Origin of the sequence: Streptomyces sp. NPDC002795 (assembly GCF_042888725.1) — a bacterium.
In the GTDB taxonomy this organism is placed as follows: Bacteria; Actinomycetota; Actinomycetes; order Streptomycetales; family Streptomycetaceae; genus Streptomyces.
Map to the genome: position 1 here is coordinate 781,055 of NZ_JBIAQB010000003.1, position 18,814 is coordinate 799,868.

The 18,814-nt window shown below is 71.4% G+C and carries 19 protein-coding genes; 13 read left to right on the forward strand and 6 right to left on the reverse strand.

The features are described from left to right. Positions 1-56 precede the first annotated feature (56 nt). Positions 57-620 (reverse strand): HD domain-containing protein, encoded by a 564-nt coding sequence (locus ACFYWS_RS12925; protein WP_389273859.1) that lies wholly within the window; start codon positions 618-620, stop codon positions 57-59. A 129-nt stretch (positions 621-749) separates the two neighbouring features. Here ACFYWS_RS12925 and ACFYWS_RS12930 point away from each other — a divergent pair, with 129 nt between their 5' ends. The 4 genes from ACFYWS_RS12930 to ACFYWS_RS12945 all read left to right on the forward strand — a co-directional run bounded on the left by ACFYWS_RS12930 (position 750) and on the right by ACFYWS_RS12945 (position 3,438). Beyond that, a complete protein-coding gene (locus ACFYWS_RS12930) occupies positions 750-1,118 on the forward strand; it encodes a hypothetical protein (RefSeq protein ID WP_389273862.1) in 369 nt (122 codons plus the stop codon). A 59-nt stretch (positions 1,119-1,177) separates the two neighbouring features. Continuing rightward, a complete protein-coding gene (locus ACFYWS_RS12935; protein WP_389273865.1) occupies positions 1,178-1,936 on the forward strand; it encodes a DsbA family protein in 759 nt (252 codons plus the stop codon). After that, positions 1,933-2,781, forward strand: coding sequence for a cytochrome c biogenesis CcdA family protein (locus ACFYWS_RS12940; RefSeq protein ID WP_389273868.1), 849 nt, complete (start codon positions 1,933-1,935; stop codon positions 2,779-2,781). Before ACFYWS_RS12935 ends, ACFYWS_RS12940 begins: the two co-directional genes overlap by 4 nt. Before the next feature lie 480 nt (positions 2,782-3,261). After that, entirely contained in the window at positions 3,262-3,438 is a 177-nt protein-coding gene (locus tag ACFYWS_RS12945; RefSeq protein WP_267072111.1) for a hypothetical protein, read from the forward strand. A 50-nt stretch (positions 3,439-3,488) separates the two neighbouring features. Here ACFYWS_RS12945 and ACFYWS_RS12950 read toward each other — a convergent pair whose 3' ends face one another. Then, the gene (locus ACFYWS_RS12950; RefSeq protein ID WP_389273871.1) at positions 3,489-5,147 is read right to left on the reverse strand and encodes an amidohydrolase; all 1,659 of its coding nucleotides are present in this window, start codon (positions 5,145-5,147) and stop codon (positions 3,489-3,491) included. A gap of 45 nt (positions 5,148-5,192) precedes the next feature. Then, the gene (locus ACFYWS_RS12955; RefSeq protein WP_389273874.1) at positions 5,193-6,674 is read right to left on the reverse strand and encodes an APC family permease; all 1,482 of its coding nucleotides are present in this window, start codon (positions 6,672-6,674) and stop codon (positions 5,193-5,195) included. Positions 6,675-6,814: 140 nt separating this feature from the next. Here ACFYWS_RS12955 and ACFYWS_RS12960 point away from each other — a divergent pair, with 140 nt between their 5' ends. Beyond that, positions 6,815-7,510, forward strand: a complete 696-nt coding sequence (locus tag ACFYWS_RS12960; RefSeq protein WP_389273877.1) for a TetR/AcrR family transcriptional regulator — start codon at positions 6,815-6,817, stop codon at positions 7,508-7,510. A gap of 14 nt (positions 7,511-7,524) precedes the next feature. Here ACFYWS_RS12960 and ACFYWS_RS12965 read toward each other — a convergent pair whose 3' ends face one another. Both ACFYWS_RS12965 and ACFYWS_RS12970 read right to left on the reverse strand, forming a co-directional pair. Next, a complete protein-coding gene (locus ACFYWS_RS12965) occupies positions 7,525-8,415 on the reverse strand; it encodes a GNAT family N-acetyltransferase (protein ID WP_389273880.1) in 891 nt (296 codons plus the stop codon). After that, complete coding sequence (locus ACFYWS_RS12970; RefSeq protein ID WP_389273882.1) at positions 8,412-9,113, reverse strand: FadR/GntR family transcriptional regulator; 702 nt, start codon at positions 9,111-9,113, stop codon at positions 8,412-8,414. The genes ACFYWS_RS12965 and ACFYWS_RS12970 overlap by 4 nt, the downstream gene beginning before the upstream one ends. Before the next feature lie 222 nt (positions 9,114-9,335). Here ACFYWS_RS12970 and ACFYWS_RS12975 point away from each other — a divergent pair, with 222 nt between their 5' ends. Genes ACFYWS_RS12975 through ACFYWS_RS13010 form a run of 8 tightly spaced genes read left to right on the forward strand, consistent with a single transcriptional unit; the run spans position 9,336 to position 17,368 of the window. Beyond that, positions 9,336-10,439, forward strand: coding sequence for a sugar ABC transporter substrate-binding protein (locus ACFYWS_RS12975; RefSeq protein ID WP_389274132.1), 1,104 nt, complete (start codon positions 9,336-9,338; stop codon positions 10,437-10,439). Continuing rightward, positions 10,436-11,968, forward strand: coding sequence for a sugar ABC transporter ATP-binding protein (locus tag ACFYWS_RS12980; protein WP_389273885.1), 1,533 nt, complete (start codon positions 10,436-10,438; stop codon positions 11,966-11,968). The genes ACFYWS_RS12975 and ACFYWS_RS12980 overlap by 4 nt, the downstream gene beginning before the upstream one ends. After that, positions 11,952-13,016, forward strand: coding sequence for an ABC transporter permease (locus tag ACFYWS_RS12985; protein ID WP_389273888.1), 1,065 nt, complete (start codon positions 11,952-11,954; stop codon positions 13,014-13,016). The genes ACFYWS_RS12980 and ACFYWS_RS12985 overlap by 17 nt, the downstream gene beginning before the upstream one ends. A gap of 39 nt (positions 13,017-13,055) precedes the next feature. Then, complete coding sequence (locus tag ACFYWS_RS12990) at positions 13,056-14,417, forward strand: L-fuconate dehydratase (RefSeq protein ID WP_389273891.1); 1,362 nt, start codon at positions 13,056-13,058, stop codon at positions 14,415-14,417. Further along, complete coding sequence (locus ACFYWS_RS12995) at positions 14,414-15,193, forward strand: SDR family NAD(P)-dependent oxidoreductase (protein WP_389273894.1); 780 nt, start codon at positions 14,414-14,416, stop codon at positions 15,191-15,193. The genes ACFYWS_RS12990 and ACFYWS_RS12995 overlap by 4 nt, the downstream gene beginning before the upstream one ends. A 5-nt stretch (positions 15,194-15,198) precedes the next feature. Next, on the forward strand, positions 15,199-16,197 hold the full coding sequence (locus ACFYWS_RS13000) for an aldo/keto reductase (RefSeq protein ID WP_389273897.1): 999 nt from the start codon (positions 15,199-15,201) through the stop codon (positions 16,195-16,197). Further along, positions 16,194-16,508: an L-rhamnose mutarotase gene (locus ACFYWS_RS13005; protein WP_389273900.1), complete on the forward strand. Its 315-nt coding sequence runs from the start codon at positions 16,194-16,196 to the stop codon at positions 16,506-16,508. The genes ACFYWS_RS13000 and ACFYWS_RS13005 overlap by 4 nt, the downstream gene beginning before the upstream one ends. Further along, positions 16,493-17,368: an amidohydrolase family protein gene (locus ACFYWS_RS13010; RefSeq protein ID WP_389273903.1), complete on the forward strand. Its 876-nt coding sequence runs from the start codon at positions 16,493-16,495 to the stop codon at positions 17,366-17,368. Before ACFYWS_RS13005 ends, ACFYWS_RS13010 begins: the two co-directional genes overlap by 16 nt. Here the strand turns inward: ACFYWS_RS13010 and ACFYWS_RS13015 are convergent. Further along, entirely contained in the window at positions 17,329-18,738 is a 1,410-nt protein-coding gene (locus ACFYWS_RS13015) for a lipase maturation factor family protein (protein ID WP_389273906.1), read from the reverse strand. The genes ACFYWS_RS13010 and ACFYWS_RS13015 overlap by 40 nt on opposite strands. Positions 18,739-18,814: the final 76 nt, after the last annotated feature.

Consider the following 18,814-nt stretch of genomic DNA (forward strand, 5'->3'; position numbering starts at 1 on the left):
GCCGGTACATGACGATGCGTCAGCTGTGCATGGTTCGTGCGCCGTTCGTGGAGGTGCTAGCGCACGTACGAAGCATGAGTGGCCGCCACGAGTTCGAGCACCGGGAGCCAGTCCTCCATGACCCCCGCGTCGAGCCCCACCACCTTGCCCGCATCGTCCGCCTGCCGCACCGTCACCGCGTCCTCGGCGTGCGGGTCCGCCTCGAACGCCGCCACCTCCCCGGACGTCATCGGCCCGCCCTGAACGCCCAGCGTCAGCGCGCTCTGCGCGGACAGACCGCGCCCCGGCTCGCTCGTCGCCAGATACCGCTTCGCCGGCACATGCAGCCTTACGAGCTGTGCCACCCGCTCGCCGAGCAGCCCGCGCACCGCGTCCGCCGCGCGGTCCGCGTGCCCCGCGTCGTCCCCCGGGCACAGCAGATGCCCGAGGTCGTGGACGAGCCCCGCGACCTGCAACTCCTTGTCACTGGGCCGGGAGCGGCGCAGCAGTGCCGCCGTCTGGAGCGCGTGATCGTGCAGATCGACGGGGTCGCCGCTGCGGTCCGGGGTGTCCCAGGCGCCCCGGCAGGCGTTCAACGAGGCCATCAGCTCTTCGACGGTGCGTAGTTCGACGCGTTCCATGGACGACTCCTCCCGAAGCTCTTCCGCAGCCTGCCCGGAAGCAGACCATGGTGAACTGAGGCCGAGCCGACCCACCGGTCAACAGGACGTGAACGCTGTCCCCTTTCCTCCATGGTGCAGAATTGCCGCATGCGCCGCCTCACCGTTCCCGCTCTCCTGGTGACCCTCCTGGTCACCGTGCTGGGCGCGGCATGGGGCAGCGACTTCGGCGGCGCTCCCGCCGGACCGGCCCCGGCCCTCGCGTCCGTACAGCAAGTGACGTCGCCCGGCGGCACACCCGACTGCGACCGGCAGGGACAGAACGCCCCCGACAGCCGCCAGGGCGTGCCCTCGCGCGGCACGAGTGCTCACGAACTCCTCGCCCCGCTCGCGTACGCACACGGGCACGGCGCCACCGCGCCGCTCACGGGCATCGTGCCGCCGCCCCCGGCGGGCCGTGGCCCGCCGCCGCCCAATGATCCGCCCTCACCGGTCGAACTGTCCGTCCTGCGCGTGTAGATGACGCCCCGCCCCACCCGTCATCACGCCTTCCTCACGCACGCAAGGACGACTTCGTCATGCCCAAGAACACCACCACCCGCACCAAGCAGCGCCGCTCAGCCGCGATCGCGGCGGCCGTCGCCGTGGCCGCGATCCTCCTCGGCACCGTCTCGTACACCGCGACCAGGCCCGAGGCCCGTACCGACGTGGCCGACGTGTCCGATCAGCAGGCGGACAGCACCGAGGCCAACGACGAGCTGACCGACAAGCTCACCAAGCTCGCCCGGCGCGACGCCAAGGACCCGCTCGCGCAGGGCCGCGCGGACGCCCCCGTGGTCCTCATCGAGTACGCCGACTTCAAGTGCGGCTACTGCGGGAAGTTCGCCCGCGACACCGAACCCGACCTGGTGAGGAAGTACGTCGACGACGGCACGCTGCGCATCGAGTGGCGCAACTTCCCTATCTTCGGCGCCGACTCGCAGTCCGCCGCGCGCGCCGCGTGGGCGGCGGGACAGCAGGGCCGCTTCTGGCAGTTCCACAAGGCGGCGTACGCCGACGGGGCCAAGGACAAGGGTTTCGGCGCCGACCGCCTCGACGCGCTCGCCCGCGAGTCCGGCGTGAAGGACCTCGACCGGTTCCGCACCGACCGCGAGGGCAAGGCGGCGCGGGCTGCGGTGAAGCAGGACAGCGACGAGGCGTACGCGCTCGGCGCCACCTCCACGCCGTCCTTCCTCATCAACGGGCAGCCCATCGCGGGCGCGCAGCCCGAGGCCGCGTTCGAGCAGGCCATCGAGGCGGCGAAGGCGCAGTCCGCGAAGTCCGGCGGCGGCAAGTGAGCGACATCGGCTACTTCGCGGCGTTCCTCGGCGGCCTGCTCGCCCTGCTGAGCCCGTGCAGCGCTCTGCTGCTGCCCGCGTTCTTCGCGTACTCCATCGACAGCCCGACCCGGCTCGTCGCCCGCACCGGCGTCTTCTACCTGGGGCTCGCCACCACCCTGGTCCCGCTCGGCGCCGCCGGCTCGTACGCGGGCCGCTTCTTCTACGGCAACCGGGATCTGCTCGTCTCCGTCGGGGGCTGGCTGATCATCGCGCTCGGGGTGCTGCAGATCGCGGGACGCGGCTTCGCCTCGCGCCGCATGTCGGAACTCTCCGGCCGCATCCGCCCCACCAACGCGGTGTCGGTGTACGCGCTCGGCGCGGTCTACGGCCTCGCCGGATTCTGCGCGGGACCGATCCTCGGCAGCGTCCTCACGGTCGCGGCGCTCGGCGGACACCCGGTGTACGGCGGGGCGCTGCTCGCGGTGTACGCCCTGGGGATGGCCGTGCCGCTGTTCCTGCTCGCCCTGTTGTGGGAACGGTTCGATCTTGGCGGGAAGCGGTGGCTGCGTGGCCGTCCGGTCCGCATCGGCCGTTTCGAGACGCACTCGACGTCGCTGGCCTCCGGCCTGTTCTTCCTGGTGCTCGGCACACTCTTCCTCGTGTTCGACGGGACGACGGCGCTCCCCGGACTCCTCGACGTCGACGACTCGTTCGCCGCCGAACAGTGGGCGCGCGGCATGGGCGGCCGCGTGCCGGACCTGCTCGTCCTGGTCGCGTCCGTCGTGCTGGTGGCCGGCTTCTTCCTCGTACGGGCACTGCGTGGGCGTGCGGAGGCGGAGAGGGTGCCGGTCGAGGGCGAGTAGCATGCGGCGGAAAGGGGCGAGTTGACGCCAATCTGACGCCGATCTCCGGCGTCGGCCGCCCCGCCCCACGCGCCCCGGTGGCCCCGGGCGGCGCCTGGGGCCGCGTCAGCATCGCCCGGCGACACGCCGTGATGTCCTGAAGTGCCCTCGTACGAGCGAAAACCCGTCGCGCCGGGGCGGGTGCCCGTGGCTGAATGAACGCCGGGCGACCTCCGAAAGACCCAGAGATTTCAGCCCCAGTGAGCGGGCCCCCGCTCATATGGTTAGGCTGTAGCCGCACGGTTACCGCAAGTGGGTCCGACACCTTGACCCATGGTGGCCGTACAGGGAGAGACCGAGAACCACGGCCGACCCCACCAGCGACAACCGGCGCCACCGCGCCCGAACTGGCCCTCTACACAAGCCCGATCGGGCGCCGGACCCCGCGCGACGCTGGGCCGGACTGCCGAAGCGGGTTACCCGACACACAAGGAGTGCGCGGTGACACCAGAGAAGACGAATCGCGAACAGAGCCCGAAGGACCGAGCCGAGCGGGCCGGCCGGCGCAGGCCGGAGAAGCTCGGCAGTCTCGACGTCTGGGCGAGGTCGGCGCCGATCCGCCTCGCGGGCTACGAGGACGATTTGGCGGAGCCGCACATTCTGCCCAGCGTGGATTAGTTCGCCGGGCTGTGGTCGGGGTCGCGGGGCTCTGCCCCGGACCCCGCTCCTCAATCGCCGGAGGGGCTTGAACGGTAGACCCGTTGGCCCCCCACGAAGGTCTGCGCGACCCGCGTCGCGCCGATCTCCGTCGCGGGCCCGGCGAACGGATCCCGGTCCAGCACGACGAGATCCGCCAAGCCCCCCGCCGCAATGGACCCCGTCTCCGCGTCCAGATGGTTCACGTACGCGCTGCCGGAGGTGTACGCGGCCAGCGCGTCGCCGAGCCCGATCCGCTGCTCCGGCAGGAACACCGGCGTCCCCGCAGGCGCATCCGCAAGGACCCGGTTCACCGCGACATGGATCCCCTGCAGCGGATCCGGGCTGCTCACCGGCCAGTCGCTGCCCGCCGCAAGCGTCGCCCCGGCCCGCAGCAGCGCCGCGAACGGGTACTGCCGGGCCGAGCGCTCCGCCCCGAGGAACGGGATCGTCAGCTCGTCCATCTGCGGCTCGTGCGCGGCCCACAGCGCCTGCATGTTCGCCGTCGCGCCCAGTTCCCGGAACCGGCCGATGTCGTCGGGGTGCACGACCTGGAGATGCGCGAGGTGCGGGCGTGTGCCGGTCCAACCATTGGCCCCCCGTGCCGCTTCCACGGCATCGAGTGCCTCGCGGACGGCTCGGTCGCCGAGCGCGTGGAAGTGCACCTGGAAACCGTGGGCGTCCAGCTCGGTCACGTACTTCTTCAGCGCCTCGGGCGGTACGAAGCTGATCCCGCTGTTGTCCGAGCGGCAGCCGCAGCCGTCGAGATACGGGCCGAGCAGCGCCGCCGTCCCGTTCTCCGCGACCCCGTCCTGCATGATCTTCACGGTCGTCGAGCGGAGGCGGCCACGGGTGCCGGCCTCGCGCCGGGCGAGCAGTTCCGGGATCTGCTCGGTGCCGCGCGCCCGGTCCCACCACAGCGCGCCCACGACACGCGCGGTGAGCCGGCCGTCGTCCGCGCACGCCAGATACGCGTCCGTGGGGTCGGTCAGGTTGGCGTGATCGCCGAGGATGGCGTCCTGCCAGGCCGTGACGCCGAGGGAGTGCAGGTGCTCCTGGGCGCGGAGCAGGCCCGCGATCTTCTCCTCGCGGGTGACCGGGGGAAGCAGTCGTCCGACGAGGTTCGCGGCGCCCTCCTGGAGCATGCCCGTCGGTGTGCCGTCCGCGTCGCGCTCGATGCGGCCGTCGGACGGGTCGGGGGTGCGGGCGTCGAGCCCGGCGGCGTGGAGGGCGCGGGAGTTGACCCAGGCGCCGTGGTGGTCGCGGTTGACGAGGTACACCGGCCGGTCCGGCACCAGGGCGTCCAGCTCGGCCGCCGTCGGCAGCCCGCCCGGGAACGCCTCCATCGCCCAGCCGCCTCCGGTGATCCACTCGGCATCCGGATGCGCGCTCGCGTACGCGGCGATCTGCTCCCGGTAGTCGGCGAGCGTCGTCGAGCCGCTCAGGTCGCACTGGCCCATCTCCATGCCGGCCCCGACGGGGTGCGCGTGCGCGTCCTGAAAGCCGGGGACCAGCAACTTCCCCGCCAGGTCGACCACTTCGGTCCGCGGACCGATCAACTCGCGCACCTCGTCGTGGCCGACGGCGACGATCCGTTCGCCCCGCACCGCGACCGTGGTGGCGCGGGAGCGGGCGGGGGAGCCGGTGTGGACGGGTCCACCGGTGAAGACGAGGTCGGCGGGTGCGGTCATGGTCTCAACTCCTAGTGCATGTACGGGTGTTGTGAGGGGTGGCGGTCAGTTGGCCGTCGGCCCGGCCAGTTCCACGGCGTCGGCGTCCGTGCCGCGCCCGGTCCTGAAGTACGGGGAGCGGCGCCCGTACTTGGCGACGGCGGCCATCACGAAACCGGACGCGACGATCGCCGACGGCACCGCCAGCATGAACCAGCCGTTGTCCGGCGACAGTTCGAAGTGGTCGCTCATCGTCGCGTACGAGTACGCCAGGTACGCCCCGATGCCGAGCAGCGCGAGCGCGCTGAGCCCCGGCACGAGCACCGCGCGCACCGCCTCCCGGGGCGCGGTGCGCAGCAGCGAGCGGAAACGGACCGAGCAGGCGAGGGCCGTGAGGCCGTAGTAGAGGGCGACGGTGAGCCCGATGGAGTTCACCGCGGCGAGGATCATCTCGTTCAACTTCGGTATCGCCAGGGCGAGCAGGGCCACCGCCGCCGCGATCGACATCACGACGACGGTGCCCGCGGCCGGCGAACCGTAGCGGGGGCTCACCCGTGTCCACACCTGGCCCATCGTGCGGTCCCGGCCCATCGCGAGCAGCCCGCGCGCCGTCGGGATCACGCCGGCCTGCAGGGACGCCACCGCCGAGAACAGCAGCGCGAGCAGTGGCAGGCTGGCCACCGGCTCGTCGGCGAGCTTCGCGCCGAGGTAGGTGAGGGCCTGCGGGCCCTGCTCGACGAGTTCGGGCAGCGACATCTCGCGCTGGAAGGCCACGGAACCGTAGAGGAACAGCGCGAGCATCGCGAACAGGGCGATCAGCCCGCCGCGCCCCGCGTCCCGCACGTCCTTCGTCTCCTCGGTCACCGCGAACGCCGCGTCCCAGCCCCAGAAGAAGAACACCGCGAGGACCAGCCCCTGTGCGAAGGCCGTGCCGCCATGGATGTCGAACGGGTTGAACCATGACCACTGGAAGGCGTGCGAGCCGGTGACCAGGGACCAGCCGCAGAAGCCGAGCAGCACCACGTACTCGAAGACGAGCAGCCACGCCTGGAGGCGGGTCGCCTTGCGGACGCCGGTGACCGCGGTGACGGTGACGGCGGTGAGCACGAGCAGTCCGACGACGGTCGAAAGAGCCGTCGAGTTCGGGTCGAGGTCGACCCCCAACAGCGTATGCAGATCTGCCTTGTTGGCGAACTGGAGGAAGACCGAGCCCGTCACCGCGCTCGTGTACGCCATGAAGACCAGCGTGCCGACGAGGGTGACCCAGCCCGTGAGGAAGCCGAGCCAGGGGCCGAGCGAACGGCCCACCCAGACGTAGCCGCTGCCCATGTTCGGCTCCTGGCGGTTGAGGCGCGCGTACGCCACCGCGATCCCCAGGATCGGCAGGAACGCCACGAGCAGGACCGCCGGCGCGTGCAGCCCGACCGTCGCGGCGAGGGAACCCATCCCGATGCCGATGCTGGTGGTCGCGGCGGTGCTCGACGCGGCCATGGCGATGCCGTCGACGACGCCGAGGGAGCGGCGCAGGCCCGGTGGTTCGCTTCTCATGATCGATCTCCTGACGGCAGGGGAGGCAGGGGAGTGGGAGGTGCGCGGGGGGCGGCGACCGCGATCAAATCGGCCTTGTCAGCTTGCGTCAATGGTGTTGTCATAAGCGGGACGTGTCGGGCGGAGGAGGGGAGAGTGCCGTGCCGGAAGGGCGGATCCCGGTGGAGCGGCGGCGCCGCAAGCCGACCAGGTCGGGGGTGCTGCTGTCCGAGGACGTCATCGTCGACTGCGCGCTGCGCCTGGTCGGGCAGCACGGAGCCGACGCGCTGAGCGTGCGCAGGCTCGGCGCGGCGCTGGGCTGCGACCCGAGCGCGCTCTACCGTTACTTCCACAGCACGGACGACCTGCTGCTCGCCGTCTCCGACCGGATCATCGGCGAGGCCATGGACGGCTTCCACCCCGAGCGGATGGCCTGGCGCGACGGACTGCGCGAGTTCGGCCTGCGCATCCACCGGGAGTACCGCACACACCCGCGGGTGGCGGCGCTCGCCTCGTACCGGGTGACGCGGCGGGCGCACGAGTTCCGGGCCGTCGACGCGGGGGTCGGGCTGCTCAGGCGGGCCGGCTTCGGGGACGAGGACGCGGTGCGGCACTACTCCGCCTTCGTCGACACGGTCCTCGGCCACGCGGCCCTCGACGCCGCGTATCTGGCGCTGCCCGCGGAGCGGCGGGAGGCGGACGACCGGGCGTGGACGGCGGAGTACGCGAACCTGTCGGCCGATACGCATCCCCAACTCGGCGCGGCGCGCGCGTACTTGCCGCTGATGGCGGGGAGTTCGTTCGAGGTGGCGCTGGAGCTGCTTCTGACGGCCCTGGAGGTCGCGGCCGCGGGGTGAGCGCAGGGCCTGCGCTAGCGCCCCGCCGGCGGGGCGGCGTAGGAGAACCGGTACCCGGCGAAGTCGGCGACGTGGACGAATCCGAGGCGCTGGTAGAGGGCGTTGCTGGTCGGGTTGTCCGGGTCGGTGAACAGGACGACGTCCGTCGCGCCGGCGGCCAGTGCGGCCCGGGCGGCCTCGGCCGTCACGGCGCCCGCGTAACCGCGCCCCCGGTGCTCGGCGGGGGTGTGGACGGGGTCGATCCGGATCATGTCTCCGACGAGCGAGGTGCCGGCCGCCATGGAGACGGGCGCGCCGTCCGGGGTCTCCCAGAACGTGAAGTGCCGGTCACCGAAGCGTGAATCGGCCCAGGCCCCGGCGTCGATCAGGCTGATGGACGCCTGCTCGCCGACGTCGACGCAGAACTCACGGCACCAGCGCACGAGTTGCTCATGGTCGCGGTCTCCCGTCGGACGCCCCCGTCCGTCCGGACCGGGCTGCGGCGCGGTGAGTGTGCCGAGCCGGTAGAGGTGGGTCCGCCAGAAGGGGTCCGCCGTCGCGCCGGTGTGCCGCTGCCATGCCTCGGCGAAAGCCGCGGCCGTCGCCCGGTCCGCGATGACGTCTGCGGGGGCATGGCCCAGGTCGGCCAGTTGGGCGGCGAGGCGGTCGGTCCGACGGGCGGACAGGGGCGTGAGGCCCAGACGGCCGCGCGGCGTGCGATAGAAGACGGCGCGGACCTCGCCCGCCGACTCCAGCCGACCGAAGACGGCCGTCTCGTCGCCCTGTGCTCCGGGGCCACCGATCCGCAGCTTCTCGATGTCCGTCAACGGTGTGTTGTGCAGGGCGGGGCGGGAGCGCAGGAACTTGTCTGCCCGGGCGAGGAAGTCCTCGACGTCTTCGGTGAGTTGCCAGTCGTCCGAGGTCATGCTCCACGATCTCCCGGGCCCAACTGTCCCCGCAACCACTCCTCCACCTCACCCACATGCGCCGCGGCAGCGGCCCGCGCCGCCTCTGGGTCGTGGGCGGTCAGGGCGCGGAGGATGCGGGCGTGTTCGCGGCGGGTGCGTTCGAAGGCGCCCTCCTGTTCGTAGCCGCGCCAGACGCGGGCGCGGAAGGTGCGGGAGGACAGGCCCTCCAGGATCGCCGCCATCGTGTCGTTGCCCGCGGCCGCGGCGATCGTGCGGTGGAACGCCAGGTCGTGGGAGAGGATCTCGTCCGGGTCGTCCGTCGCCTCCATCGCCGCCAAGTGGTCCTCGACCTCGGCGAGTTGGGTGCGGGTGATGCGGGCCGCCGCGAGCGCCGTGGCCGTCGATTCCAGGATGCGGCGCACCTCCAGGAGCTCTACGAGCTGGGGCCCGCGTGACAGGTCGGCCACCACGCCGAACGTCTCCAGGAGGTCGCCGGCCTCCAACTGCGTGACGTAGATGCCGGATCCGTGCCGCGCCTCCAGGGCGCCGAGCACGGTGAGTGCCCGGATCGCTTCCCGCATGGAGCTGCGCGAGATGCCGAGCTGCACCGCCAGATCCCGCTCCGTGGGCAGCCGTTGGCCCGGCTGGAGCTCCCCGCTGCCGATCATCACCTTGAGCTGCTCAATGGCCCGCTGGGTGACCGTGGCCTTCTGCATGCCGCGCAGTGTAACCAGCCAGGTGGTCGGACCACTACAAGGGAAGTCGGACCTCTTCGCGGCACCAGAGGGCGTAAATACCGAGAAAACTTGCCTACGAAGGGTGTTGGCGCCCCGAAGTGGTCTGATAAATATCTCGGCGCGGGCCGGAACCGGAAGGGCGGGGGCCGACCGCGCCCATGACTTCAGGAGCCGAGGAGCAGTCCGATGACTGGCACCACGATGGACTCGAAGGGAACGACCAGGGGGAACGGGGCGCAGCGCGCCCGTAGTTCCAGGCGGCGAGGGCTGAGCGCGGTGGCCCTGCTGGGCTGCGCCGCCCTCGCGCTCACCGCCTGCGGCAGCACCAAGGACACCGCGGCCGGCGCGGGTGGTGGCGGAGGAGGCGACGGCAAGGGCAAGGTGGGTGTCATCCTGCCGCTGCTGACCTCGCCGTTCTGGCAGTCGTACAACGACTACGTGCCGAAGATGGCGAAGTCCGAGGGCGTGGACGCGCTGAAGACCGTCAACTCCAACAGCGATCCCTCGCAGCAGATCACGGACATCAACAACCAGCTCAACCAGGGTGTGAAGGGTCTCGTCGTCGCGCCGCTCGACAGCGCCGCCATCGGCGCCGGGCTCGACCAGGCCGAGCGCAAGGGCGTCCCGGTCGTCGCCGTGGACGTCGCGCCCGACAAGGGCAAGGTCGCCATGGTCGTACGGGCCAACAACGTCGCGTACGGCAAGAAGGCCTGCACGTACCTCGGCGGCCAGGTGAAGTCCGGCAAGGTCGTCCAGATCATGGGCGACCTCGCCTCGGTGAACGGGCGTGAGCGGTCCAAGGCGTTCCGGGACTGCGTGAAGGAGAAGTATCCGAAGCTGAAGGTTCTGGAGATTCCGGCGAAGTGGGAGTCGGACACCGCCGCCTCCAAGCTCGACACCCTCCTCAACGCCAACCCCGACATCAAGGGCATCTACATGCAGGCGGGCGGCGTCTATCTCGCGCCGACGCTGCAGACCCTCAAGTCCAAGGGGATGCTGGAGAAGGCGGGCTCCGCGAAGCACATCACGATCGTGTCGAACGACGGCATCCCGCAGGAGTTCGACGCCATCCGCAAGGGCCAGATCGACGCGACGGTCTCACAGCCCGCCGACACGTACGCCAAGTACGGCATGTACTACATCAAGGCGGCGATGCAGGGGAAGAAGTTCAAGCCGGGACCCACCGACCACGGCTCGAAGATCGTGAAGCTGCCCAGCGGCACCCTTGAGGACCAGCTGCCCGCCCCGCTGGTCACCAAGAAGAACGTCGACGACCCCGAGCTGTGGGGAAACACCGTCAAGTGACCGCCGCCACCCCGCCGTTGGTCGAGGCCCGCGGCATCGTCAAGCACTACGGGCCCACGGTCGCCCTCGCCGACGGCCGACTCACCGTGCGCGCGGGCGAGTCCCACGCGCTCGTCGGGCGCAACGGCGCGGGCAAGTCCACGCTCGTCCAGGTCCTCACCGGGCTCCAGGCCGCCGACGCGGGCACGCTCACCTTCGACGGAGAGCCCGCACCGCCGCTCGGCGACCGCGAGGCGTGGCGCGCCAAGGTCGCCTGCGTCTACCAAAAGTCCACCGTCATACCCGAGTTGACCGTCGCGGAGAACCTGTTCCTGAACCGGCAGCCGCACGCCCGGCGCGGCTTCTTCAGCTGGAAGAAGCTCGACGCCGAGGCCCGCGAACTGCTCGACACCTGGGACGTCCGCGTCGAACCCGGCGTGCGCACCGCCGAGCTCAAGGTCGAGGACCGCCAAATGGTCGAGATCGCACGGGCGTTGAGCGGCGGCGCCCGGTTCATCGTGCTCGACGAGCCGACCGCACAGCTCGACAACCGCGAGATCGAGCGCCTCTTCGCCCGCATGCGCGCCCTCCAGGACTCGGGCGTGACCTTCCTGTTCATCTCGCACCACCTCCAGGAGGTGTACGAGGTGTGCCAGACGGTCACCGTGCTGCGCGACGCCCGCTGGATCACCACCGCCCCGGTCGCCGAACTGCCGCGGCCCGCACTCGTCGAGGCGATGGCGGGAGAGGTGGTCGCGGAGCAGGCGGCGGCAGCGGCGGAGGCGGTCGTCGAGCAGGCGGCCGACGACTCGGTCGAGCCCGTCGTGCTGGAGGTGGCGGGGCTCACCTCGGACACCTACGAGGACGTGGACCTGACCGTGCGGCGCGGCGAGGTCGTCGGGCTCGCGGGGTCCAGCGGCAGCGGCAAGATCGCGCTCGCGGAGTCCCTGGCCGGGCTGCACACGCCGACGTCGGGCGTCGCCCGGCTCGACGGGCGCGCGCTGCCCTTCGGGGACGTGTCCGCCGCGCTCGCCGCGGGCGTGGGGTGTGTGCCGCGCGACCGGCACGAGCAGGGACTCGTCACCGGGATGTCCATCGGCGACAACTCCACGCTGTCGGTGCTCGGGCGGCTCGGCCGACGCGGGTTCATCGGCACGGAGAGCCGCCGGCGGTTCGCCCGCGAGCTGATCGAGCGGCTCGACATCCACGCGGAGGGACCCGACCAGGCCGTGTCCGATCTCTCCGGCGGCAACGCGCAGAAGGTGGTGATGGCCCGTGCGCTCGCCTCTGACCCACGGTTGCTCGTGCTGATCAATCCGACGGCCGGGGTCGACGTGAAGTCGAAGGAATCGCTGCTGCGCAGGGTCGACAGCGCGCGGGACGACGGCACGGCGGTCCTCGTCGTGTCGGACGAACTGGACGACCTTCGGCGCTGCGACCGGGTTCTTGTGCTGTTTCACGGTCGCGTAGTCGCGGAGCACGCGGCGGGGTGGGCCGACCATTCGCTGATCGCGTCGATCGAGGGGGTTTCCAGTGACGTCCACCAGTAAGGCTCCGGCCTCCCCGCCGGCCCGGCCGCGGGGCTCTGCCCCGGACCCCGCTGCTCAAACGCCACAGGGGCTTGGCAGCGCCAAGAACGTCCTCTTCCGCCGCGCACGCGAACTCGCCCTCGTACCCGCTCTGTTGCTGCTCCTGATCCTCGGCGCCGTCCTCAACGACTCGTTCCTCACCGAGCAGAACATCATCTCCATCCTCGGTTCCTCCGCCGCCCTCGCGATGGTGGTGCTCGCCGAGTCCCTCGTCCTGATCAGCGGCAAGTTCGACCTGTCCCTTGAGTCGGTCGTCGGCATCGCGCCCGCGTTCGGCGCGCTGCTCGTGCTGCCCGTCGCGCAGTCGGGGTTCGGGGCCGAATTCCCCGTCGCCGTCTCGCTGTTGGCGGTGCTCGTGGCCGGGGCCTGCATCGGTGCCTTCAATGGTGTGCTCGTCGTCAAGCTGAAGCTCAACGCGTTCATCGTGACGCTCGCGATGCTGATCGTGCTGCGCGGACTGCTCGTCGGGGCGACCAAGGGCAAGACACTGTTCGGGATGCCCGACGCGTTCTTCGCGCTCGCCACCTCCACGTTCCTGCGGGTCCCGATGTCGGTGTGGTTCGCCGCGATCGCGTTCGGGGTCGCGGGGCTCATCCTCAAGTACCACCGCGTGGGCCGCGCCCTGTACGCCATCGGCGGCAACGCCGAGGCCGCGCGCGCCGCCGGCATCCGCGTCGAGCGCGTCATGCTCGGTGTCTTCGTCGTCGCGGGTGTGCTCGCCTCCGTCGGAGGCATCATGCAGACCGGATACGTGGGTGCCATCAGCGCCAACCAGGGCAACAACATGATCTTCACGGTGTTCGCCGCCGCGGTCATCGGAGGCATCAGCCTCGACGGCGGCAAGGGCACCATGTTCGGCGCCCTGACCGGCGTACTGCTGCTCGGTGTCGTACAGAACATGCTGACCCTCGCCCAGGTGCCGTCCTTCTGGATCCAGGCCATCTACGGCGGAATCATCCTGCTCGCCCTCATGGTCGCCCGAGTCACCACCGGCCGCGCCCAGGACTGACCCCCGCTCCCGCCCCGCCTCCGCCCGAAAGGCACCCCGTTGTCCTCGACACCGCCCCGCGTCACCGCCGTCGACACGTACGACATCCGGTTCCCGACCTCACGGGAGCTGGACGGCTCAGATGCCATGAACCCCGACCCCGACTACTCCGCCGCGTACGTCGTGCTGCGCACCGACGACCCCGACGGGCACGAGGGGCACGGCTTCACCTTCACCATCGGGCGCGGCAACGACGTCCAGGTCGCCGCGATCCGCGCGCTGAGCCACCACGTCGTCGGCCGCCCGCTCGACACACTGTGCGGCGACCCCGGCAGCCTCAACCGCGACCTGATCGGCGACAGCCAACTGCGGTGGCTCGGGCCCGAGAAGGGCGTGATGCACATGGCGATCGGCGCCGTCGTCAACGCGGCCTGGGACCTCGCCGCCAAGCGCGCCGCCAAACCACTGTGGCGGCTCCTCACCGAGGCGGACCCCGAGTGGCTGGTGTCCCAGGTCGACTTCCGGTACATCGCCGACGCCCTCACCCCGGAGGAGGCCCTGGAGCTGCTGCGGGCGGGGCGGCAGGGGGCCGACGACCGGACCGCGCGTCTCGTCGAGCGCGGCTACCCCGGCTACACCACCTCGCCCGGCTGGCTCGGCTACAGCGACGAGAAGCTCACCCGCCTCGCCCGGCAGGCCGTCTCCGACGGCTTCACCCAGATCAAGCTGAAGGTCGGCGCCGACCTCGACGACGACATCCGCCGCTGCCGCACCGCCCGCGCGGTCGTCGGCCCCGACATCCGTATGGCCATCGACGCCAACCAGCGCTGGAACGTCGGCGACGCCGTCCAATGGACCAACGCCCTCGCCGAGTTCGAGCCCTACTGGGTGGAGGAGCCCACCAGCCCGGACGACATCCTGGGGCACGCGTCGATCCGCCGGGGCGTCGCTCCGGTCAAGGTCGCCACCGGGGAACACGTGCAGAACCGCGTCGTCTTCAAGCAGCTCCTCCAGGCCGGCGCCATCGACATCCTTCAGATCGACGCCGCGCGCGTCGGCGGGGTCAACGAGAACCTGGCGATCCTGCTGCTCGCCGCGAAGTTCGGCGTCCCCGTGTGCCCGCACGCGGGTGGCGTCGGCCTGTGCGAACTCGTCCAGCACCTGTCGATGTTCGACTTCGTGGCACTGACCGGGACGACCGAGGACCGTGTCATCGAGTACGTCGACCATCTGCACGAGCACTTCGTCGACCCCGTCGTCGTCCACCAGGGTCACTACGCCGCCCCGACGGCCCCCGGCTTCTCCGCCACGATGCACGCCTCGTCCATCGCCGAATTCACCTACCCGGACGGCGAGTTCTGGGTGAAGGACCTCGCCACGAACGTACCCGAATCCGCCGACCCGAACGGAGCCGCCGCATGAGCGAGGCACGCGTCCACAGTGTTCAGGACTTCACGGGCCTGAAGGCCCTCGTCACCGGCGGCGCCTCCGGCATCGGCCGGGCCACCGCCGAACTGCTCGCCGCGCGCGGCGCCGACGTCGCTGTGCTCGACCGTGACATCACCGACGTGGAGAAGCCACTGCGCGGGTACGCCGCCGATGTCACGGACGACGCCGCCGTGCGGGCCGCCGTGGCCGCGGCGACCGGCGACCTCGGCGGCCTCGACGTACTCGTCAACAACGCGGGCATCGGCGCCCAGGGAACCGTCGCCGACAACGAGGACGCCGAATGGCACCGGGTCCTCGACGTCAACGTCATCGGGATGGTGCGCGTCGCGCGCGCCGCGCTCCCCACGCTCCGGGCCTCCGAGCACGCGGCGATCGTCAACACCTGCTCCATCGCCGCCACGGCGGGCCTGCCGCAGCGGGCCCTGTACGCGGCGTCCAAGGGCGCCGTCCTGTCCCTCACGCTCGCCATGGCCGCTGACCACATACGCGAGGGCATCCGCGTCAACTGCGTCAACCCCGGCACCGCCGACACCCCCTGGGTCGGCCGGCTCCTCGACAAGGCCGACGACCCGGCCGCCGAACGCGCCGCCCTCGAAGCCCGCCAGCCCACCGGGCGCCTGGTCTCGGCGGACGAGGTCGCGGGCGCCATCGCCCACTTGGCGAGCCCCCTGTCCGGCGCGACGACCGGCACGTCCGTCGCCGTGGACGGCGGCATGCAGGGGCTGCGGCTTCGCCCCGTGGAACAGTGACCGGCATGCGCACCAGCACACTCGGCCGCGGCGACGTCCCGGTCACCGCACTCGGTTTCGGCGGCGCGGCCATCGGCAACCTCTACACGCCCGTCCGTGACGAGGAGGCGCACCTCGCCCTGGACGCGGCCTGGGACGCGGGCATGCGCTACTTCGACACCGCGCCGCACTACGGCCTCGGCCTGTCCGAGCGCCGGATCGGCGCGTACCTGCGCACCCGGCCCACGGGCTCGTACACCTTGTCCACCAAGGTCGGCCGGCTCCTCGAACCGGATGGCGGAGGCGGCGACGACAGCGCCGACGGCTTCGATGTGCCCGCCGCGACGCGACGCGTGTGGGACTTCAGCGCGGCCGGGGTGCGCCGGTCCATCGAGGAGAGCCTCGGCCGGCTCGGCGTCGACCGCATCGACGTCGCCTACCTCCACGACCCCGACGACCACGCGCAGGAGGCCTTCGGCGAGGCATACCCCGAGCTGGAACGGCTGCGCGGCGAAGGGCTCGTCGGCGCCATCGGCGCGGGCATGAACCAGTCCGCGATGCTCACCCGCTTCGTCCGTGACACGGACGTGGACGTGGTGCTCTGTGCGGGCCGCTACTCCCTGCTCGACCAGCGCGCGTTGGACGAGCTGCTGCCCTCGGCCGCCGAACGCGGTGTCTCCGTCGTCATCGGCGGCGTCTTCAACTCCGGGCTGCTCGCCGATCCCCGGGAGGGCGGCACGTTCGACTACGCCGTCGCCCCGCCAGAGCTCCTCTCCCGCGCCCGGCGGCTGAAGGACCTCGCCGAGCGCCACGGCACCACCCTGCGCGCCGCCGCGCTCGCCTTCCCGTTCGGTCATCCAGGTGTCACCAGCGTGCTCGTCGGGACGCGCTCGGCAGCCGAAGTCACCGACACCGTGCGGCAGTTCACCGCGAAGGTGCCCGCCGCGTTCTGGCAGGAGGCCCGCGACCGGGACCTCCTGGCGGCCGACGTGCCCGTCCCCTCGGAACAGGAGCCGTACGCGTGAGAATCGCCCTGCACACCAAGGTCCGCGCCGACCTGATCGACGAGTACGAGGCCGCCCACCGCGAGGTACCGGAAGAACTCGTCACCGCGATCCGCGCGGCTGGCGCGCGGCAGTGGACGATCTGGCGCAGCGGAACCGACCTGTTCCACGTCATCGAATGCGAGGACTACGCCCGCATGCTCGCCGAACTCGACAAGCTGCCCGTGAACATCGCCTGGCAGGCCCGCATGGACGAACTCCTCGACGTCGCCCACGACTACTCCGCCGAAGGCGCGGACGCCGGACTGCCCGTCGCATGGGAGCTGCCGTGACACCCGGAATCGTCGACGCGCACCATCACGTCTGGGACCTCTCCGTACGCGACCAGGACTGGATCACCGGCCCCGAACTCGCCCCGATCCGCCGCACGTTCACCCTCGACGAGCTGACCCCCGAACTGCGGGCGGCCGGTGTCGACGCCACCGTGCTCGTGCAGACGGTGCCCGTCGCCGAGGAGACGCCCGAGTTCCTGGCGCTCGCCGAGCGCAGCGAACTCGTCGCGGGGGTCGTCGGCTGGACCGACCTGACCTGGCCCGGCGTCCGCGACACCCTGGAGGAGCTGCGGGAACTGCCGGGCGGGCGGCACCTGGTGGGCATCCGGCACCCGGTGCAGGGCGAGCCCGACCCCGAGTGGCTGCTGCGGTCCGACGTGCGGCGCGGGCTTGCCGCCGTCGCGGACTCCGGGCTCGCCTACGACCTGTTGGTCCTGCCGCACCAGCTGCCTGCCTGCGTGAAGGCCGCCGCCGAGCACCCAGAACTCACCTTTGTTCTCGATCACTTGGGCAAGCCGCCGATCGCGGCGGGGGAGCTCGCGCCCTGGCGGGACGACATCCGTGCGCTCGCCGCGCTGCCCAACACCTTCTGCAAGCTCTCCGGCATGGTCACCGAGGCCGACCGGTCGCGCTGGACCGTCGACGATCTGCGGCCGTACGCGGAGACGGTCATCGACGCCTTCGGCCCCGCCCGCGTGATGTTCGGCTCCGACTGGCCGGTGTGCACCCTCGCGGCCACGTATCAACAAGTCGTGGGCGCTGCGCGGGAGTTGGTCGGCGGGACGGACCCGCAGATCTTCGGGGAGGCCGCCCGCCGCGTCTACCTCAGCCGCGTCGGCGGCAGGAACTCCCGTACGTAGGTCCGCTCCCACCACGCCCCCGTCTCCCGCAGCTCCCGCCACGTCGTGAAGCGGTAGCGGTACACGCGCGCCCGGATGTGCACGGGCGGCGCGTCGGCGGGGAAGGGGGAGTGGCGCAGCAGCCGCAGCGTGTCCCGGTCGCCCTCCAGGAGCCGCTCGACCAGGACCTCGAACCAGGACCTGGCGTACGCGGGGGAGAGCGCGGCGAACCACATCATCCAGTCGAGCCGCAGATGGTACGGCGCGAACTGGCGCGGAAGACGGCGTGGATCGCCCGGCTTTCCCTTGAACTCGTAGGCCAGCCAGCCCGATTCGGGGTGCGGCACCTCCTGGGCCGTGCCCTCGATCACGATCTCCTGCCGGACCCGCCCGACCGAGCCGAACGCGCCGTACGTGTTGACCAGGTGGAGGGAGTCGTAGGAACGGTTCATGGACTGGCGGGGGGAGAGCAGATTGCGCACCGGGCGGTAGCTGAGCGCCGCCACCACTGCCGTGAGGGCGATGACCACGATCTCGTACCAGAGCGGCGCCGCGGGGAGCGCGGGAGGTGTGTGCAGGGCGGACAGGTCGAGCGCGGACGCCGCCAGGACGATCGCGAGCCAGTTCAGCCACGCGAAGTTGCCCGAGGCGACCAGCCAGAGCTGGGTGACGATCATGAGGGCCGCCGCCCAGGTGGCGACCGGCTGCGGCGTGAAGAGGAGGAAGGGGACCGCCAGCTGGGTGACGTGGTTGGCCGCGACCTCCACCCGGTGCAGCGGGCGCGGCAGATGGTGGAAGAACCAGCTCAGCGGGTTCGGCATCGGCTGTGTCTCGTGGTGGAAGTCGAGACAGGTCAGCCTCCGCCAGCACGCGTCGCCCCGGATCTTGATCAGCCCGGCCCCGAATTCCAGCCGGAACAGGAGCCAGCGCAGCAGGAACAGCACCAGGACCGGCGGCGCCACCTCGTCGTTCCCGAGGAACACCGCCAGGAAGCCGACCTCCAGGAGCAGCGACTCCCAGCCGAAGCCGTACCAGGTCTGGCCGACGTTCACGATCGACAGATACAGCGCCCACGGCACCAGCCACAGCAGCATCGCCGCCCACAGCGGCACCAGCCCGTCCACCCCCGCGAGCAGCCCGGCCGCCACCACCGCACCGCCCCACGCGCACCCGGCGAAGAACCGGTCCGAGTAGTGCAGCCGAAACAGCGAGGGCGCGGCCCGCCACGGCACCCGCGCCACGAACCGGGGGATCGGCGTCATCCCGCGCTCCCCGAGCAGCGCCCTGAACTGGAGCGCCGCCGCCACGAACGCCACGAGGTAGAGCGCCGCGAGGCCCCGCTGGAACACCAGGCGGGCCGGCCAGTAGTCCGAAGCGCCGAACCAGTCCATGCCTCCAGTGTGTGCCCCGTTCGCCGTCAGAAGCGCCCCAGGTCACGACGTGCGGGCGAGGGGGGCTCGGCCTAGC

Coding starts and splice junctions, on each gene's coding strand:
- ACFYWS_RS12925 (WP_389273859.1), bottom strand. CDS start 620: ATGGAACGCGTCGAACTACGCACCGTCGAAGAGCTGATGGCCTCGTTG.
- ACFYWS_RS12930 (WP_389273862.1), top strand. CDS start 750: ATGCGCCGCCTCACCGTTCCCGCTCTCCTGGTGACCCTCCTGGTCACC.
- ACFYWS_RS12935 (WP_389273865.1), top strand. CDS start 1,178: ATGCCCAAGAACACCACCACCCGCACCAAGCAGCGCCGCTCAGCCGCG.
- ACFYWS_RS12950 (WP_389273871.1), bottom strand. CDS start 5,147: ATGACCGCACCCGCCGACCTCGTCTTCACCGGTGGACCCGTCCACACC.
- ACFYWS_RS12955 (WP_389273874.1), bottom strand. CDS start 6,674: ATGAGAAGCGAACCACCGGGCCTGCGCCGCTCCCTCGGCGTCGTCGAC.
- ACFYWS_RS12965 (WP_389273880.1), bottom strand. CDS start 8,415: ATGACCTCGGACGACTGGCAACTCACCGAAGACGTCGAGGACTTCCTC.
- ACFYWS_RS12970 (WP_389273882.1), bottom strand. CDS start 9,113: ATGCAGAAGGCCACGGTCACCCAGCGGGCCATTGAGCAGCTCAAGGTG.
- ACFYWS_RS12975 (WP_389274132.1), top strand. CDS start 9,336: ATGGACTCGAAGGGAACGACCAGGGGGAACGGGGCGCAGCGCGCCCGT.
- ACFYWS_RS12995 (WP_389273894.1), top strand. CDS start 14,414: ATGAGCGAGGCACGCGTCCACAGTGTTCAGGACTTCACGGGCCTGAAG.
- ACFYWS_RS13000 (WP_389273897.1), top strand. CDS start 15,199: ATGCGCACCAGCACACTCGGCCGCGGCGACGTCCCGGTCACCGCACTC.
- ACFYWS_RS13010 (WP_389273903.1), top strand. CDS start 16,493: ATGGGAGCTGCCGTGACACCCGGAATCGTCGACGCGCACCATCACGTC.
- ACFYWS_RS13015 (WP_389273906.1), bottom strand. CDS start 18,738: ATGGACTGGTTCGGCGCTTCGGACTACTGGCCGGCCCGCCTGGTGTTC.